Source organism: Pseudomonas sp. Irchel 3A7 (genome assembly GCF_900187565.1).
Lineage (GTDB): Bacteria > Pseudomonadota > Gammaproteobacteria > Pseudomonadales > Pseudomonadaceae > Aquipseudomonas.
On record NZ_FYED01000008.1, the window covers coordinates 62,403 to 80,649 of the forward strand.

Here is an 18,247-nt window from a genome sequence, read left to right on the forward strand (position 1 = left end):
TTTCACGGGTCGATGTGCGGTAACTGAATACCCCACGTAAGCTTTGGCAATGTGTACTCACGCTTTTTTGCATATATCTTGAAATGATTTCCAGCTGTAGGATCCGTCCCTCCCGCCTGTACGATTCAAGTCCTTTTTTTCTTTCAGGACTTGCATGAACACCCTCACGGAGCCCCCCAGTTACCCTTTCCCTTCGCGCTTACGTGCAGTCTTGATGCACGCGAAACACCCGGTCTTTCATTTTCCGATTACCCCCGACATTGCAGCTCCACGGCCCCTGCGCCGCGCCTTGCCGTGCCCGGCATTCTGAATTCACTGAAGAGATCGAGACATTTTTATGGAATGGTTAGCCGACCCCACCGCATGGCTGGGCTTATTGACATTGATTGTGCTGGAGCTGGTGCTGGGCATCGACAACCTGGTGTTTATCGCCATCCTCGCCGACAAATTGCCGCCGGAGCAGCGCGACCGCGCGCGGTTGATCGGTTTATCCCTGGCATTGCTGATGCGCCTGGGACTGCTGGCCAGTATTTCCTGGCTGGTGACCCTGACCCAGCCACTGTTCGAGGTGTTCGACAAGAGCTTCTCCGGGCGTGACCTGATCATGCTGTTCGGTGGCGTGTTCCTGTTGTTCAAGGCCACCATGGAGCTGCATGAACGGCTTGAAGGTCACGTCGGCCAGCGTTCATCCAACACGGCGTACGCGCTGTTCTGGCCGATCGTGGCGCAGATCGTGGTGCTGGATGCGGTGTTCTCCCTCGACGCGGTGATTACCGCGGTGGGCATGGTCGATGAGTTGGCGGTGATGATGATCGCGGTGATCATTTCCATCGGCCTGATGATCGTCGCCAGCAAGCCGCTGACCCGTTTCGTCAACGCGCACCCGACGGTGATCATGCTGTGCCTGGGCTTCCTGATGATGATCGGCTTTGCGCTGACCGCCGAAGGTCTGGGCTTCCATATTCCGAAGGGCTATCTGTATGCGGCCATCGGTTTCTCGATCCTGATCGAGGTGTTCAACCAGATCGCCCGGGCACGGCGCAAGCGCTCGATGCAGGGCCTGCGACCGATGCGCGAACGCACTGCCCACGCGGTGATGCGCTTGCTCGGCGGGCGCAAGCTGGCGGTGGAAGAGGTGGGTGAAGAGATTGCCGACATGCTGGACGACGGCGAGGCACAGAGCGAGGAACTGTTCGATCGTCGTGAGCGGGTGATGATCAGCGGTGTGCTGCAACTGGCCGAGCGACCGATTCGCACCCTGATGACTGTGCGGGCCGACGTCGATCACATTGATCTGGCCGATGATGCCGAGGCGATTCGCACGCGGTTGATGCATTCGTCGTACTCGCGTCTGCCGTTGATTCGCGACGGTGCGGTGGATGAGCCGTTGGGCTTCGTGCACAAGAAGGAGTTACTGAAGGAGTTCCTGGCCGGCAATCAACCCGACCTTGCACACCTGGCACGCCAGACCATCAACCTGCTGGACAGCTATTCGATCCTCAATGCCCTGGAGCAGATGCGCAAGGCCTCGACCCACATCGCGTTCGTGGTCAACGAATTCGGCGATTTCGTCGGCGTGCTGACCATGACCGACATCCTCGAATCGATTGCCGGCGAGTTGCCGGACGCCAGCGAAATCGAAGGGCCGGATGTGGTCGAGGAGAAGGGCGGGTTCCTGGTCAGCGGCGCCTTGAACCTGGCGCGGGTGCGCCAGCGCACTGGCTTTGCGGCAGAACCGACCGACGACTACCAAACCCTGGCCGGGCTGGTGGTGAGCTTGCTGGATCGCCTGCCGATGAAGGGCGACAGCCACGAGTGGGAAGGGTGGCGGATGACGGTGATGTCGGTGCAAGAGCGGCGGGTGACTCGGGTGTTTCTGGCGCGACTCGACGCATGATGCTGCGTTGAGGCTGATGCCCCCATCGCGGGCAAGCCCGCTCCCACAGGGTTGGCGCAATACCTTGTGGGAGCGGGCTTGCCCGCGATGGCTATGTATCAGGCGACAGATCACTCAAGCCTGCTGATGAAAGGTGTACCGATCCTTCCCCGTATGCTTTGACTCATACAGCGCCGCATCCGCCTTGATCAGCGCCTGGTTCAAGGTGTCGCCCTCCAGTACCTTGGCCAGGCCGATACTGATGGTCACCGGATGTCGGGTCACTTGCTCGCGCACCACCTGGCACAATTCGCCGGCCAGGGCCTCGACATCTTCGCGGCGCACCCCGGCCAGGTAAATCGCAAACTCTTCACCGCCCAGTCGCGCGTATTCGAAGTGGCTCATCACCGTCTTGATGTCCGCTGCGATGCGCTTGAGTACTTCATCGCCGATGTCGTGTCCGTAGACGTCGTTGACCTTCTTGAAATTGTCGATATCGATCATCCCCAGGTAATGGTCGTGCTCGCGTGGAACGCGGTGCAGCTGTTTATCGGCGCGGGTCATGAACGAGCGGCGGTTTGGGATTTCGGTGAGCGTGTCGATGTACGCCTGGTCCAGCAGCAGCCTGGACATGATGAAGTTATACAGTTTGGCCTTGCGCAGGATGAGAAAGGTGTAGAGGGTCAGCGCGCAGAAAAAACCCATGTAACAGACCATCATCACGCCACTGAGGTCGAACAGCGCCACATCGCCGTCGAAGAACGGGTTGAGCATCAGCCAGGTAACGATCTGGGTAGCAAAAAACGTCCAGCGGCTCAGCGGCAACGTGGACGCACTGTACAAGATGCTTGTGGCTGCCAGCATCAGCCACGCGGGCTGTAGATCTTGCGGTAAACCTTCGATCAGAAGGCGCGCGCCAACGGTAATGGTCAGGGCGAACAGCAGATTGAGCACATCGAAATGCCGGGCCTTGCGGGTGAACACCAGAATGATCGAGAAGATCGCAAAGAGCCCGATAAACGGCACTGAACGCCAGGTGAGTCCCTGACCGCCGACGTAGCTGATGATCAGATCGAAGAAAATCCACATCACGATGCTGGCGAGGTAAATCAGCAGGCAAAAGGAGTGCAACCGTTCGAACTCATGTTGGATGAATTCAGCCTGCAACTCGGCCGGTGGCGCCTTTTTCAGCACTTCATCTTCAATGGTTTTGTACATCATCGACTTTGCTCTTGCGCTGGTTATCGAGCATCACCTTGCCCCATGGCCGGTAACGCAGGGAAAACACCGCACCGGGATGGCAGCCCGTCGATGCCGTTTGCAGGTTGGCCGGTTCTGCGCGAAAGGCCGTGCCCGCGGTGCTGACCTGACGAAACGCTTCCTGAACGATGCCGACGGAGCAGGGCAGCGCCTGGGCGTAACCCTGGCGCACCAATGGCGGTAAACGCTCGGTACCGGCACCGTCCTGCCACCAGACCTGAATGCCCTGGCCGGCCAACGCCGCCAGCCACCGACCATTGACACGCGGCGCCAGCTTGCCGACGCTGAAGGCACTGACATGCAGCGGCGCATCGAGCTGGCCGGCGAAGTCCTTGAGTTGACGCAGCAGGGTTTGCCGGCGATCAGGGGCGAGGAAATGCAAGTCGTCCAGCTCCATCGGCAAGTACCAGCCAGTGACCAGAAGCTTCCAGTCCTTGAGCAACTTCTGACGTTGGGCCAGCGACTGGCCCAATTGCGCCTGCCAGTAACTCGCCAGCCCGGCACTGTCCAGCTCATTGATGCGTTGGTAATAGGCCGGGTCCATGTACAACCCCAGCACCAGCTTCAAACCTTGGGCCTGGGCCAGCTTCAGGCTGTCGGCCAGCCAGCCGTGGGCGCCGCCGAAATCAGAATCGCCGTAGGCCGTCCACTGCACGATCACCGTGTGGACACCCTGTTTGGCCGTGTCCTGCCAGATCCGCTGCCATTGCGCCTGGCCGAGACTCGCATCGACGTTCAACGGTTGATAGAAAATCCGCTCCTCAGCGCGGACCATCGCGCTGCCGAGCAACAGGCACACAAGCAATAGAAGTCGCTTCATCAGAAATTCAACTCCACGCCCAGCAGTACACCGTTACCGCCTTCATACAAATTGCCGCCCAACGATTGCTGGTATTCGGTGCGAACGGTCAGGTGCGCGCGGTAGGCGTTGTAGATGTCATCGTCGAACCACCATTGCCAGCGCAGGCCGATGCCGGTGCGTAAATCCTGGCGCCAGTCATTGCTCGGGTCCTGGCTGGCAAATTCGAGAAAGCCGTAGGGCATGAGGGTTTGCGCGCCGTTGAACGGCAGCTTCCACGCGTGACCTTGCTGGAAACGCGACAACCATTGATGGTCGCCAGCCTTGGTCCACCACGCGGCATCCAGATAAAGAAAGCGTTCTTCCCAGTCGCTTTCGTCGACGCGCCAGTCGTTGCGAAACCTGCCCTGATCCAGGAACGAAGCGGTGCTGCGCAACAGGTAATCGGTGGTGGTGTGCCCGTCCTTGCGGTGATCCTCGACCTGGTCCGACAGCTTTTCCGGAGCCAGCATCTGGCCCAGGCTCAGGCCGTGATTGTCCTGGTCATCGAACTGGCTCTGCTTGTAGATCTCGCCGTAGAAGTTGATGTTCGCCGTGCCCCAGGGTTTGTAGCGCAGCCCCACGCCGGTGGCGATGGATTCGGCGTAGCTGGATCGACTCTGACCACCGAGCAGTACGCGGCCATAGACCGACAGTGTGCTGCCGGCGCGGCTCGGTTCTTCGCCCAGAGCGTGATCCCACATGGCCAGTTGTACGTTTTGCGAGGTGGAACGGCGTCGTGATCCGCTGGTTTCGTCGGATCGCAGGAAGTCGTTGGTCGAGACCCCGGCCGGCGACCAGGTGCTGGCCACGGTGCGCGAGTCGCGGCGTGACAGGGTTTCATGGGCGCGGCGTTGGCGATAACGCCGGGCCTCCATGCTGCCGTCCTCGTCGTCGGCCGCTACCGGGTTTTGTTCCAGATCGATCACCCGGCGCAGTTCCTTGCGCGCCGCTGCGCTGTCCGCAACTTCGTCATAGCGCGAGGCGAGGGTTTCGCCGAGGCGATAATCCTCGGGGAAGCTTCGGGTGGCGCTTTGCAGATAAGGAATGGCCTGGGCGCGTTCTTCCCGGGTGTCAGCACCGGCCAGGCGCATGCCGTAATCGGCGCGGTAACGCGGGTTATCCGGTTCGAGTCGTACCGCCTCGGCCAGCCAGGCGGTGCTTTGCACAGGTTCGCCGGCCTTCTGCGCGGTGACCGACGCGGCGTAGAAGTGCCCGGCATCCGCTGAATGTTGCAAGGCGGAGCGTTGTCGTTGCAGGGCCAAGCCATGATCGCCCTGCGCATCGGCAATCGCGGCACCCAGTGCCCATTCGTTGGGGCCACGGCTGCGGCTTTGCTGCCAGTAAAGTTCGGCGGCTGGCAGGTCCCCGGCATTCAGGGCGCTGCGACTGGCGGTGAGGCGGGCGTTGTCGCTGAGTTCGGCATCGGGCAGGCTGCGCCAGATTGCCAAGGCTGCGGCCGAATCGCCGGCCGCTTCGAGGGCATAGGCCAAGGGCACGCGGCTACTTCGATCGCCGGAGCTTTCCGCCTGTTGGTAATAAACGACGGCAGCGCCAGGGCGATCCGGCATGGCGCAACGCCCCAGTGCGCGGTAGTCGCCGGCGGCCCGGGGTTGCGCACCGATGGCTTGCTGCACGGCGCCGCACTGGCCGCTCTCGGCCAGTTGCGCCAACAGTTGGCCGCGGGTGGCGGGGTCGACACGATTGAGCAGCGACACGATGCGCCGTTGCTGTGCAGGCGTGGGCGTCGACGAGGCATACAGCGTCGCCAGCCGTTGCAACAGGGCGTCGGGGAGCTTGCCGCCATGGCGGTCGTAAGCGTTTTCCAGCAGGTGCTGTGCGTGTTCGCGCTGTCCGGCATTCAGCGCCAGGTACGTGGCCTGATCGAGCGAGCGAAGGTTGCCGGTTTGCTGGTAGTGCCGCTCCCAGAGTGTCGCCGCTTCGGTAGTGCGCCCCAGCGCCTGAACCAGTTCGGCCCGCCGCTTGACCACCTCGGCGGTCTGCGGCTGGCTGGCAAGCCAGGCCATGACTTTGTCGCTTTGACCTTCTTGCTGCCAGATGTCCAGCAGGTGTTGCTGGCGCCGGCTATCCCAGGGTTGCGGCAGGCGCGTGCCTTGCAGGAGTTCGGTGGCGTGCAGGCGTTGGGCAAGGATCAGCCAGGTCTCGGGATCAGCGTCGGCGGGGCAGCCACGCAATTGCGTGAGCGCCGCATCCGGATCGCGACGGGACAGCCATTCGGCGGTCTCCAGGCACGGCCGCTGCAATTCACCGCTCAAGCGCTGCACCGTTGTGCTGTCGCCGGTTTGCCGCGCCAGCTCCCACAGGCGCCGGCGTTGCGCGGGGTCGGCAAGATCGTCCGGCGGCAGTGATTGCAGCCAGCGCTGAGCCTGTTCGGTGTGCCCCACGGCTATCGCGCGATCGACCATCGCCAGGCGAGTCTTGCGTGCCGCCTCCGGGGTGGGCGCCTGTTGCAGCAATTGTTCCAGCGGTTGTTCGTCGAGCCGTTGCACATACGCATTGGCCAGCCGCTGCCAGTCTTCGGCACCCAGTTGATTGTTGGCGGCCAAGGGCGCGAGTTGTTCGATGGTGCCGTTCCAGTCGCGCAGTTGCTCGGACCAATTGGACAGGGCCAGGTGCAGAATCCGCTCGTCACCTTTGGGCTCCAATTGCGCCAGCCAATCGTGAGCCCGGCCCGCACCGCCAAATTTGGCCAGGCTCAGGCTGTAGGCCTGCCACAGGCGGATGCGTTGGTTGAGGTTGCTGGCGGCCATCCATTGTTCGACCTGCCCACTGCCGGGCGGATCCTGTTCGATCCACGTCAGGCGCAGGTTGAGCAAGGCATCGCTGTTTTGCGGGTTATCCGGCAGTGCTTGCAGTGCGTCCTTGTAGCGCCGTTGCTTGGCCAGCGCTTCGACCAGCAGCGCCCGCGCTTCGTCATTTTTCGGCACGATGTCCAGCAGGTGGCGCATCAGTCGTTCGACTTCGGCCCAGTTGCCTTTTTTCGCTTCGCGGTAGCTGCGGTCCATGTAGGGGAAACTGCGAAATTGCTCGAAGTCAGTCAGCGGTTCGGCTTGAACCCAGGCGGCGTTAAGGCTCAGCAGCAGGCAACCGACGAACACGGCATGAGGTTTCATTCAACCTCCCGGGCGATGCGATAGGCGGCCTGCTGTTCGCTGGCCTGTTCCACCAAAGCCTGTTCGAGTACTTCCTGGGTGATCATGCCGCGGGAGATCAGGTGTTGGCCCAGCGACATGTGCTCGGCATCGAAGTCGATCAGGGCCTGATTGAACAGGCTCGGCGGGACCATGCCGCGCACTTGCAGCAGATTGCCCAGCAACACCTGATGATGACTGACGCGTTCAAGCAAGGCTTCATCATCCTGATGACGCTCAAGCACCTCGAGCATGTGATGGACGTCGGCATTTTGCCGGGGGCTGGCGTACCAGTGGCGTATCCCCAGCGTGACCCGCCCCTGGGGTGCCAGACGACAGCGCACCGGGCGCTTCAACTGGCGGCCGATGGCGCCCAGCGACACCTGACTGACCGGCCCTTCGGAGGCCAGCACCAGCGTGTCGCCTTCCTCGGCCACGGGCAGTACGCCGTAGTGGGAGGCAACCTTGCGCGGCACCAGGTCGATCAGGCGTTTGTCGAGTTTGAACGGGTTGAGCGGCGCCCACTCCATGTCCAGTTGCTCGGCCAGGGTTTGCACCAGTTGCGTGGTGTCGATGTGCCCGCGCAGCAACAGCTCATGACCGAGGCGCCGGCGCACCGGGTTGGTGATCGCCGCTTCCAGTTGTTCTTCGCTGAGCAGGCCTTTTTCCACCAGGCGATGACCCAGCGGCGTGCGTTGGGCCTTGGTCAAGGCCGGGAATTCATGGGTGGTTTTATCCCAGGCCACGCGACGGGAATCGCCCATCTCCATGACCTGGCGCAGCGCCCGCACGTTGGCGAAGAAGTTGATGAAGTTGCTCCACATCATTCGCGGTGCCGACAGCAGGCCTTCGCCCAAGCCGTAATAACGGGTGACGAACCAGCCGCGCTGGAACAGCCGATTGAGCAGCATCAATCCGTTGAGCCACAGCAGTGTTTTGAGCAGCGGGCTGTCGGCGAGTATCGACGGATATCGCCAGGCATTCGGTGCGATGACCGTTACCAGCCACATGGCCAGCAACACCAGGAACAACAGGTTGACCAGGAAACTCAGCAGGTAGGCGATCATGCCGCGACGGTCGCGCCACAGAAAATAGTTGAGTAACCCCGTGGGGCTCCAGCCGAGGTTTTTGGTGCCCTGGAAAACGATGCCAACGATCCAGCGCGATTTTTGCCGGATCGCATGCTGCCAGTCCCGGGGAAAATGCTCGCGCACGCAGATCACCTGGGAAAACGCACGATCCATGCCGAACACCCAGGGCTGTTCGAGCGCCAGTTTCGGGTCGCTCACCGAGTAGCGGGCGAAAATGCAGATCATGCCTTTTTGCTTGAGGCGAAAGCCGATGTCGTAGTCCTCGGTCAGGCTCTGCACATCGAAGGCAATGCCATCGCCATCTTCCAGCAGCGCGCTGATGGCCTTGCGGCTGAAACAGGTCCCGACACCGGCGCTGGGTACCTGGCCCGTCAGGGCCTCGCGAACGATCACGTCCTTGCCGTGGTTCTCGGCGAATTCGTCGACGTAGTGCCCGGCGGTGAAACCTTTCCATTCCGGCGCGTAGGGGTAGACCGGGATCTGGATCAGGTCCTTGTTCGGCAGCAGGTAGTTGAACAGGCGCAACTCCATGGGTGAAATCACGTCTTCGGCATCGTGCAGGATGAAGCCGGCGAACTGGATCTTCGCCTCGCTTTCGAAACGCAGGATGGCGTCGATGATGTTGTTCAGGCAGTCGGCCTTGCTGGTGGGGCCGGGGCGCGCGCAGACCACTTTGTGCACATTCGGATAGTGCTGGCAGACCGCATCGACATCGGCCTGGGTTTCGGCATCGTTGGGGTAGGTACCGACGAAAATCTGATAGTTCTCGTAATCGAGGGTCGAGGCCGCCAGGCGTGCCATTTCACCCACTACCCCAACTTCGTTCCAGGCCGGCACCATGATCGCCAGTGGTTTTTCGCTTTTGGTGTAGAGCCGCTGCTCGTCGGCACGCTTGAATTTTTCATAAATGCGCCAGCGGCGGATCAGCTTGCGGGTCCAATACACAAGGTCAATGAACAGGTCATCGAGCCCGAGTACAAACATCAACAGCGCCAGGATGATCGCGAGGTATTTGAGGCCGAACAGCACATAGGCAAAGAAGTCGACCAGACCAAAACTCATACCGCTTTACCCGACGACGAGTGTTGTTTGAGCCAGGCGCAGAGCCGGTTGGCAATCCGCTCGCTGGCGTGGCCGTCGCCGTAAGGGCTGAAAATTCGGCTCATGCGCTGGAACGTGGCGTCGTCATCGAGCAGCAGGCTGGCTTCCTTGACGATGCGTTCCGTGTCGGTACCCACCAACAACACGGTGCCGCCTTCGAGCACCGAAGGCCGTTCGGTGACATCGCGCAGTACCAACAGCGGTTTGCCGATGGCCGGGGCTTCCTCCTGGATGCCGCCGGAGTCGGTGAGGATGAAATGCGCGCGGTCCATCAGCCAGACAAAGTGCTGGTAATCCTGCGGTGCGACCAGGTAGATGTTGGGCTTGTCCGAAAGCACGCTGTAGACAGCCTTCTGCACCTGCGGATTGAGGTGCACCGGGTAGACGAATTGCACATCCGGGTAGCGCTCGGCGAGATGGGCCAGCGCCAGGCAGATGTTGCGAAAGCCGCCACCGAAGTTTTCCCGGCGGTGCCCGGTGATCAGCACCATGCGCCGCTTGTCATCGAGTACCGCCAAAGGCGAGTCAACGGCCGGGTGCCAGTGAATGTCCTGCTGATGGGTGCGCATCCACAGCAGCGCATCGATCACCGTGTTGCCGGAGACTTCGATGTGGGCCTTGGGCACGCCTTCGCCCAGCAGGTTCGCTTCGCCCTTGGTGGTCGGCGTGAAATGCAGGTCGGCGAGGACACCGGTCAGGCGTCGATTGGCTTCTTCCGGCCAGGGCGCACGCAAGTTGCCGGTGCGCAAACCGGCTTCGACATGGCCGATGGGCAATTGGCGATTGAAGGCGGCGAGGGCGGCGATGAAGCTGGTGGTGGTGTCGCCGTGAACCAGCACGATATCCGGATGCACCCGTTCGTAGGCCTTGTCCAGATGCTCCAGCAGCTGTTCGGAGAGACCATTGAGCGTTTGCCCCTGGGTCATTACCTGCAGATCTTCATCGACCGACAGCTCAAAGGAGTCGAGCACCTGCGTGAGCATTTCCCGGTGCTGGCCGGTCGAGCAGATGTTCAGTTCGATACCGGGCCAGTTGCGCAGGACCCGTGCAAGGGGTGCCATCTTGATGGCTTCGGGTCGTGTGCCGAACACCATCATGACTTTGAAGGACATGAACCCTCCCGGGACAACTCACGCCAGACGCGTCGCCGCTGTTAAGAGTGCTTATCACTTGGGTATTGAATAAAGCAGCCGGATGGGGGGTTGTCCAACTCGGATATTTCTGACCGTTTTATAAGGCCGGCCTCACAGGAAACCCGGAAATACGGAAAGCCATGGCGTGATAATTTTGTGCAGTCGTCGTGAGCAACCGCAAAGGGGAGTCTCAGTCGTGTCGAAATCAGGGAAATTCATCCATACAGATCGCACTCTGATGCGTTTTGGAGTGCTATTTTGAGTGTCTCTAAAAGCATCCCAAGGAATTGTTTCATGACACATATCGTGCTTTCGCAGGTCGTGGCGAGCATCTCGGAACTGAAAAGAAACCCGATGGGTACGGTGGCCGCGGGCGGCGGTTCGTCTGTTGCGATCCTGAATCGTAACGAACCTGCCTTTTATTGCGTCCCCGCCAAAGAGTATGAGGCCATGATGAATCGGCTGGAGGATCTGGAACTGATCGCATTATGCAAGGAGCGAGAAAACGACCCGACCATAAAGGTTTCAATTGATGACCTATGAACTGGAGTTTTCTGAAAAAGCCTGGAAGGAATGGAAAAAGCTTGGGGAGAACCTGAGAGAGCAATTCAAAAAGAAACTACGGGAGCGGCTTGTTAATCCACACGTTCCGGCAGATCGCCTCAGCGGAATGGGAAATGCTTACAAGATCAAGCTCCGGAGTGCCGGGTATCGACTGGTTTATCGAGTCAAAGATGAGGTTGTAGTGGTAACGGTCGTAGCGGTTGGAAAAAGAGAGCGGGGAGATGTTTGCAAAGATGCGCAAACCCGCTGAACCCACACCGATCAAAAGTTCGTTAAGTAGCACGCATGCACCAATTGTGAACCTGATACCCGCTATCCGTAGCCGATGGTAGCGCATCCGAAGCTGCACCATTCGTAACACCGCGTTGCGTTTTTACGCATCTATCTGATTCAAAACATTTTTCAATCTCGCGCACAAACCCGTCCCAACCTGTGGCACACTTTCTGCTGTCTATTCCGCTGTTACATACTAGGTTCCGGTATAGCGGAATAAACAACATCCAGGAGTGCTTGCCATGCGTCGACCTTCGTTGTTCAAAGCGTGTGTTTTTCTGTTCGCAGCCTCTGCTGCTGCCATGGGCGTGGCCCAGGCGGCGGACAGTAAGCTCGATAGCGTTCTGGCCCGTGGCAAACTGATTGTGGGCACTGGCAGCACCAATGCGCCGTGGCACTTCCAGGGCGCGGACGGCAAATTGCAGGGCTTCGATATCGATATCGCGCGCATGGTGGCCAAGGGGCTGTTCAATGACCCGAGCAAGGTCGAGTTCGTGGTGCAGTCATCCGATGCGCGGATTCCCAACCTGCTGACCGACAAGGTCGACATGAGCTGCCAGTTCATCACCGTGACCGCCAGCCGTGCCCAGCAAGTGGCGTTCACCCTGCCGTACTACCGTGAAGGTGTCGGCCTGCTGCTGCCGGCCAACAGCAAGTACAAGGAAATCGACGACATGCAGGCCGCTGGTGACAGCGTCACCGTGGCGGTGCTGCAAAACGTGTATGCCGAAGAACTGGTGCATCAGGCGTTGCCCAAGGCCAAGGTCGATCAGTACGACAGCGTGGATCTGATGTATCAGGCGGTGAACTCGGGACGCGCCGACGCGGCGGCCACCGATCAGTCGTCGGTGAAATACCTGATGGTGCAGAACGCTGGCCGCTATCGCAGCCCGGCCTATGCCTGGAGCCCGCAAACCTACGCCTGTGCGGTCAAGCGCGGCGATCAGGACTGGCTGAATTTCGTCAACACCACCCTGCATGAAGCCATGACCGGCGTTGAGTTCCCGACTTACGCGGCGTCCTTCAAGCAATGGTTCGGTGTCGATCTGCCGTCGCCGAAGATTGGTTTCCCCGTCGAATTCCAATGATCCCGTGAGAGCGGGGCGGTGAATCGCCCCGCTCAAGGTACTGCCGACCATGAACTATCAGTTGAACTTTGCCGCCGTGTGGCGCGATTTCGACAGCTTGCTGGCGGGGCTCGGTCTGGGCCTCGAACTGGCGCTGGTGTCGATCGCCATCGGCTGCGTGATCGGCCTGCTGATGGCGTTTGCTTTGCTGTCGAAGCACCGCGCGTTGCGGGTGCTGGCTTCGGTGTATGTCACGGTGATCCGTAACACGCCGATTCTGGTGTTGATTCTGTTGATCTATTTCGCCTTGCCGAGCCTGGGCATACGCCTGGACAAGATTCCTTCGTTCATCATCACCCTGTCGCTGTATGCCGGGGCGTACCTGACCGAAGTGTTCCGCGGCGGCCTGCTGAGCATTCCCAAGGGCCAGCGCGAAGCCGGCCTGGCGATTGGCCTCGGCGAGTGGCAGGTCAAGGCTTACGTCACCGTGCCGGTGATGTTGCGCAACGTGCTGCCGGCCTTGTCGAACAACTTCATTTCGCTGTTCAAGGACACCTCGCTGGCGGCGGCGATTGCCGTGCCGGAGCTGACCTATTACGCGCGCAAGATCAATGTCGAGAGCTACCGGGTGATTGAAACCTGGCTGGTGACCACGGCGCTGTATGTGGCGGCCTGTTACCTCATTGCCATGATGCTGCGATACCTCGAACAGCGTCTGGCGATCCGCCGATAGGAGGCCCCATGTACGAATCCCCCAGTTGGTTGCATGAGTTGTGGGTTGCACGGGAGCCCTTGTGGCAAGGCTTTCTGACCAGTGTGCAGGTGTCGGCGCTGGCGATTTTGCTCGGCACGGTACTCGGTGTTTTCGCCGGATTGGTGCTGACCTACGGCAAATTCTGGATGCGCGCACCGTTTCGTTTTTACGTCGATGTGATTCGCGGCACGCCGGTGTTTGTGCTGGTGCTGGCCTGCTTCTATATGGCGCCGGCGCTGGGCTGGCAGATCAGCGCGTTCCAGGCGGGTGCCTTGGGGCTGACGTTATTCTGCGGCTCCCACGTCGCCGAGATCGTGCGCGGCGCGTTGCAGGCACTGCCGCGCGGGCAGATGGAAGCGAGCAAGGCCATCGGCCTGACGTTCTATCAGGCCCTCGGCTACGTGCTGCTGCCCCAGGCGCTGCGGCAGATCTTGCCGACCTGGGTCAATTCGTCCACCGAGATCGTCAAGGCGTCCACGCTGCTGTCGGTGATCGGCGTGGCCGAGTTGCTGCTCAGCACCCAACAGATCATCGCCCGGACCTTCATGACCCTGGAGTTCTACCTGTTCGCCGGTTTTCTGTTCTTCGTCATCAACTACGGCATCGAGTTACTCGGCCGGCACATTGAAAAGCGGGTGGCCTTGCCATGACTCAGACTCCAATCAACCCACAAAACGGCCAACCTTTGCTGGACATTCGTGGCCTGCACAAGCAATACGGCCCGCTCGAAGTGCTCAAGGGTGTCGACCTGACCATGCAGCGCGGCAACGTTGTGACGCTGATCGGTTCCAGCGGCTCGGGCAAGACCACGCTGCTGCGCTGCGTGAACATGCTTGAAGAGTTTCAGGGTGGGCAGATCCTGCTCGACGGCGAATCCATCGGCTATGACGAGATCAATGGCAAACGTATCCGCCACCCGGAAAAAGTCATCGCCCGCCATCGCGCCATGACCGGCATGGCGTTCCAGCAGTTCAACCTGTTCCCGCACCTCACCGCGTTGCAGAACGTCACCCTGGGCTTGCTCAAGGTGAAAAAGCTGCACAAGGACGAAGCCGTGGCCCTGGCGGAAAAGTGGCTGGAGCGGGTCGGCCTGCTGGAGCGCCGCGATCACTACCCCGGTCAGTTGTCCGGTGGCCAGCAGCAGCGCGTGGCGATCGCCCGGGCGATTGCGATGAACCCGAGCCTGATGCTGTTCGACGAAGTGACTTCGGCGCTGGACCCGGAGCTGGTCAGCGAAGTGCTCAATGTGATCAAGGGCCTGGCCGATGACGGCATGACCATGCTGCTGGTGACCCACGAAATGCGCTTTGCCTTCGAGGTTTCGGACAAGATCGTTTTCATGAATCAGGGGCGCATCGAAGAGCAGGGACCGCCCAAGGAACTGTTCGAGCGCCCGCAATCGCCACGACTGGCGGAATTTCTCAAAAGCACGCGTTTTTGAGCTTTCAATTTTCAATCAGGAGAAACACCCATGAGCATCACTCGTTACGGCACCGGCAGCAGCGCCGCTGGCGGCACGCCTCGTCCTTTCGCCCGCGCCGTTGAAGCCGATGGCTGGCTGCACGTCTCCGGCCAGGTGCCTGCGTTGGATGGCGAGATCATTGTTGGTGGCATCGTCGAGCAGACCCACCAGACCATGAAGAACCTGATCGCGATTCTCGAAGAGGCCGGCTATGGCCTGGAAGATGTGGTGCGTGCCGGGGTGTGGCTGGACGATCCGCGGGATTTCACCAGTTTCAACAAGGTCTTTTCCGAGTACTTCAAACCTGAACACGCCCCGGCGCGGGCCTGTGTGCAGGCGAACATGATGGTCGACTGCAAGGTCGAGATCGATTGCATCGCCTACAAGAAAAAGACCTGAGTCTGCGGTGACTGCATCGCTGGCAAGCCAGCTCCCACAGGGATTGATGGTGTGCCTGCAATCTGTGGTAGCACACAGAACCTGTGGGAGCTGGCTTGCCAGCGATGGCGGCCTAACAGTCACCGCAGCACTCTGGTTAAACTCCCGGCGACTTTGAAAGGGAACCACTGATATGACCGAAGACACCATCAAGCGCCGGGCACGCGGTCTGGACCGGGCGTTCGATATCCTAGATTTCCTCAAGGAAATCGGCCAGCCCCTGCGCCCGAACGAAATCGCCAGCGGCATCGGCAGCCCCAAATCCACGGTCTATGAACTGGTTGCTTCGTTGCTGGAACGACGGATCCTGGAGCCGGTCGGCAAGGACGGTCACGTGTACCTCGGCCGCCAGCTGTACTTCCTCGGCCAGGCGCATTTGCGCCATTTCGACCTGACCCGCGAGGCCGATCACGCCTTGCAGGACATCGTCAGCCAGACCCGCGAGACCGCGCAGATGTGCCTGCTCAACGGGCGCAAGTACACCGTGGCGCTGATGAAGGAGGGCGAGCGGCATTTCCGCATTTCCTCAGACATCGGCGAGAACGCGCCGATCCCCTGGACCGCCTCCGGGCGCCTGTTGCTGGCGCACCTGAGCGACCAGGAAATCGTCGACCTGATCGACCACGACGACTTCATCCTGCCCAACGGCGATCGCCTGGAGCTTGCGCAGTTTCTGAAGGAAATCCGTCAGGCCGGTATCGACGGCTTTTTCTCTTTCGACAGCGTGGCCGACACCTTTACCCATTGCTTCGCCGCCCCGGTCAAAGACCCGAATGGCGTGGCCATTTGCACCTTGTGCATCGTCGCGCCGCGCGCCGATGCCAAGACTCATTACAACGACTACCGCCGGGTGCTGATCGAAAGCGCGAACAGCCTGGCCCGTCGTATCAACGAATAACAGCGGCTGCCTGCAGTCGCGAATGTGAGGAGTTCGACCATGTCTTCTGCCCCCCATACTGCCGCCGTGGAAAAGGGCTCTGCCCAACCCGGCGCCAACCTGGTCCGTGACGTCAGCCTGCCGGCCCTGGTGCTGCATCGCGAAGCGCTGGAACACAACATTCGCTGGATGCAGGACTTTGTCAGCAACAGCGGCGCGCAGCTGGCGCCCCACGGCAAGACCAGCATGACCCCGGCGCTGTTTCGCCGGCAACTGGACGCTGGCGCCTGGGGCATTACCCTGGCCAGCGCCACGCAAACCCGTGCGGCCTATGCCCATGGCGTACGTCGGGTACTGATGGCCAACCAACTGGTGGGCACGCCGAACATGGCATTGATCGCCGATTTGCTGGCCGATCCGACATTCGATTTCTATTGCATGGTCGATCACCCGGACAACGTCGCTGATCTCGGCGCGTACTTCGCCACTCGCGGTGTGCGCCTGAACGTGATGATCGAGTACGGCGTGGTGGGCGGTCGTTGTGGTTGCCGCAGCGAGCAGGAAGTCCTCGACCTGGCCAAGGCCATCGCCGCTCAACCGGCGCTGGCCCTGACAGGCATTGAAGGTTACGAAGGGGTGATTCACGGTGATCACGCCGTCAGCGGCATTCGTGCGTTTGCCGGCTCCCTGGTTCGCCTGGCCGTGCAGTTGCAAGACAGCGGCGCGTTCGCCATCGCCAAACCGATCATCACGGCGTCGGGCTCCGCCTGGTATGACTTGATTGCCGAGGAGTTCGAAGCACAGAACGCCGCCGGGCGTTTCCTCAGTGTGCTGCGTCCGGGCAGTTATGTGGCCCATGACCATGGCATCTATAAAGAAGCGCAATGCTGTGTGCTGGACCGCCGCAGCGACCTGCACGAAGGTCTGCGTCCGGCGCTGGAAGTCTGGGCTCACGTGCAGTCGTTGCCCGAACCTGGCTTCGCCGTGATCGCCCTGGGTAAGCGCGACGTGGCCTACGACGCCGGTTTGCCGGTGCCGTTGCTGCGTTACAAGGCGGGCGTGGTGCCGGCTAAAGGCGACGATGTCGGTGCCTGCAAAGTGACGGCGGTGATGGACCAGCATGCGTTCATGACCGTGGCGCCGGGGGTTGAATTGCGGGTGGGCGACATTATTTCGTTCGGCACCTCGCACCCGTGCCTGACGTTCGACAAGTGGCGCACGGGGTGCCTGGTGGATGAGCAGTTGAACGTCATCGAAACCATGGAAACCTGTTTCTAAGTCCGGAACCGAGGTGCTGCCTTCGCGAGCAGGCTCGCTCCCACAATGGAATGCGTTTCCCTGTGGGAGCGAGCCTGCTCGCGAAGACGGCCGCCCAGACAACACAGAAGCACCAGAGACCCCACATCATGAACACCATCAACACCCTCGGCCCCAACACCCCGCGCATCGCCCTGATCGGCGAATGCATGATCGAGTTGCAGCATCGCGCTGACGGCAGCCTGCACCAGAGCTTCGGCGGCGACACCTTGAACACGGCGGTCTATCTGTCCCGCGAACTGGGTACGGCCGGCAGCGTCGATTACGTCACCGCCCTGGGCGATGACAGTTTCAGCGATGCGATGTGCCAGAGCTGGGCCGCGGAAAACATCGGACTGGACATGGTCCAGCGCTTGCCCGGCCGTTTGCCCGGTCTGTACTGCATCCAGACCGACGCTGCCGGCGAACGGCGCTTTCTCTACTGGCGCAATGAGGCGGCGGTGCGCGATTGCTTCACCACCGTGGCCGCCGCGCCGATCCTGGCAGCGTTGCCGGATTACGACGTGCTGTACTTCAGCGGCATCACCCTGGCGGTATTGGGCGTGCAAGGTAGGGAGAGACTGCTGGAAACCTTGATCGAGGCCCGGCAACGCGATGCGCGGATCGTCTTCGACAACAACTACCGGCCACGCCTGTGGGCTTCGGTCGAAGAGGCGCGGGCGGCTTATCGCAGCGTGCTGCCCTATGTCGACCTGGCGCTGCTGACCGTGGATGACGAACAGGCGCTGTTCCATTTCGCCGATTGCGCAGCGGTGTTTGCCGCGTATGAGCAGATCGGCACGCCTGAGGTGGTGCTCAAGCGCGGCGCCGAAGCCTGTCTGATTCGTTGTGATGGCGAGTCATTCGAAGTACCGGCGCAGAAGGTCGAGCGCGTGGTGGATACCACGGCGGCGGGGGATTCGTTCAGCGCGGCGTACCTGGCCAGTCGGCTCAAGGGTAGCAGCCCGGTGGAGGCTGCCGAGGCGGGGCATCGGTTGGCGAGTCGGGTGATTCAAGTACCGGGGGCGTTGATTCCGAGATAAGCGGTGAAGGGCCGCTGGCTGC

16 protein-coding genes are annotated in these 18,247 nt (G+C 60.9%); 11 read left to right on the plus strand and 5 right to left on the minus strand.

Translation table 11 applies throughout. The features are described 5' to 3' along the window. Positions 1–337: 337 nt before the first annotated feature. A complete protein-coding gene (locus CKW21_RS14770) occupies positions 338–1,897 on the plus strand; it encodes a TerC family protein (RefSeq protein ID WP_095194689.1) in 1,560 nt (519 codons plus the stop codon). 114 nt (positions 1,898–2,011) lie between these two features. Here CKW21_RS14770 and CKW21_RS14775 read toward each other — a convergent pair whose 3' ends face one another. Genes CKW21_RS14775 through wecB form a run of 5 tightly spaced genes read right to left on the minus strand, consistent with a single transcriptional unit; the run spans position 2,012 to position 10,430 of the window. Next, on the minus strand, positions 2,012–3,094 hold the full coding sequence (locus tag CKW21_RS14775) for a diguanylate cyclase (protein ID WP_095194895.1): 1,083 nt from the start codon (positions 3,092–3,094) through the stop codon (positions 2,012–2,014). Then, complete coding sequence (locus CKW21_RS14780) at positions 3,078–3,956, minus strand: DUF4434 family protein (protein WP_095194690.1); 879 nt, start codon at positions 3,954–3,956, stop codon at positions 3,078–3,080. The genes CKW21_RS14775 and CKW21_RS14780 overlap by 17 nt, the downstream gene beginning before the upstream one ends. Continuing rightward, entirely contained in the window at positions 3,956–7,108 is a 3,153-nt protein-coding gene (locus CKW21_RS14785) for a phage receptor (RefSeq protein ID WP_095194691.1), read from the minus strand. Before CKW21_RS14785 ends, CKW21_RS14780 begins: the two co-directional genes overlap by 1 nt. After that, the gene (gene nrfB / locus CKW21_RS14790) at positions 7,105–9,279 is read right to left on the minus strand and encodes a cyclic di-3',5'-guanylate-activated glycosyltransferase NrfB (RefSeq protein ID WP_095194692.1); all 2,175 of its coding nucleotides are present in this window, start codon (positions 9,277–9,279) and stop codon (positions 7,105–7,107) included. Before nrfB ends, CKW21_RS14785 begins: the two co-directional genes overlap by 4 nt. Further along, positions 9,276–10,430: a non-hydrolyzing UDP-N-acetylglucosamine 2-epimerase gene (gene wecB, locus CKW21_RS14795; protein ID WP_095194693.1), complete on the minus strand. Its 1,155-nt coding sequence runs from the start codon at positions 10,428–10,430 to the stop codon at positions 9,276–9,278. The genes nrfB and wecB overlap by 4 nt, the downstream gene beginning before the upstream one ends. A gap of 315 nt (positions 10,431–10,745) precedes the next feature. On the opposite strand from wecB, the gene CKW21_RS14800 reads away from it, so the two are divergent. The 10 genes from CKW21_RS14800 (at position 10,746) to CKW21_RS14845 (ending at position 18,225) form a co-directional block, all read left to right on the plus strand. Further along, complete coding sequence (locus CKW21_RS14800; RefSeq protein WP_095194694.1) at positions 10,746–10,994, plus strand: type II toxin-antitoxin system Phd/YefM family antitoxin; 249 nt, start codon at positions 10,746–10,748, stop codon at positions 10,992–10,994. After that, positions 10,984–11,265: a type II toxin-antitoxin system RelE/ParE family toxin gene (locus CKW21_RS14805; RefSeq protein ID WP_095194695.1), complete on the plus strand. Its 282-nt coding sequence runs from the start codon at positions 10,984–10,986 to the stop codon at positions 11,263–11,265. The genes CKW21_RS14800 and CKW21_RS14805 overlap by 11 nt, the downstream gene beginning before the upstream one ends. 265 nt (positions 11,266–11,530) lie before the next feature. Beyond that, on the plus strand, positions 11,531–12,376 hold the full coding sequence (locus CKW21_RS14810; protein WP_095194696.1) for a transporter substrate-binding domain-containing protein: 846 nt from the start codon (positions 11,531–11,533) through the stop codon (positions 12,374–12,376). A 49-nt stretch (positions 12,377–12,425) separates the two neighbouring features. Then, positions 12,426–13,088 (plus strand): amino acid ABC transporter permease, encoded by a 663-nt coding sequence (locus tag CKW21_RS14815; protein ID WP_095194697.1) that lies wholly within the window; start codon positions 12,426–12,428, stop codon positions 13,086–13,088. An 8-nt stretch (positions 13,089–13,096) separates the two neighbouring features. Beyond that, positions 13,097–13,759: an amino acid ABC transporter permease gene (locus CKW21_RS14820; protein ID WP_095194698.1), complete on the plus strand. Its 663-nt coding sequence runs from the start codon at positions 13,097–13,099 to the stop codon at positions 13,757–13,759. Further along, entirely contained in the window at positions 13,756–14,550 is a 795-nt protein-coding gene (locus CKW21_RS14825; RefSeq protein WP_095194699.1) for an amino acid ABC transporter ATP-binding protein, read from the plus strand. The genes CKW21_RS14820 and CKW21_RS14825 overlap by 4 nt, the downstream gene beginning before the upstream one ends. A gap of 30 nt (positions 14,551–14,580) precedes the next feature. Further along, the gene (locus tag CKW21_RS14830; RefSeq protein WP_095194700.1) at positions 14,581–14,970 is read left to right on the plus strand and encodes a RidA family protein; all 390 of its coding nucleotides are present in this window, start codon (positions 14,581–14,583) and stop codon (positions 14,968–14,970) included. A 172-nt stretch (positions 14,971–15,142) separates the two neighbouring features. Further along, the gene (locus CKW21_RS14835; RefSeq protein ID WP_095194701.1) at positions 15,143–15,907 is read left to right on the plus strand and encodes an IclR family transcriptional regulator; all 765 of its coding nucleotides are present in this window, start codon (positions 15,143–15,145) and stop codon (positions 15,905–15,907) included. 39 nt (positions 15,908–15,946) lie between these two features. After that, positions 15,947–17,164: an amino acid deaminase gene (locus CKW21_RS14840; RefSeq protein ID WP_095194702.1), complete on the plus strand. Its 1,218-nt coding sequence runs from the start codon at positions 15,947–15,949 to the stop codon at positions 17,162–17,164. Between the two features lie 128 nt (positions 17,165–17,292). Next, complete coding sequence (locus tag CKW21_RS14845; RefSeq protein ID WP_095194703.1) at positions 17,293–18,225, plus strand: sugar kinase; 933 nt, start codon at positions 17,293–17,295, stop codon at positions 18,223–18,225. Positions 18,226–18,247: the final 22 nt, after the last annotated feature.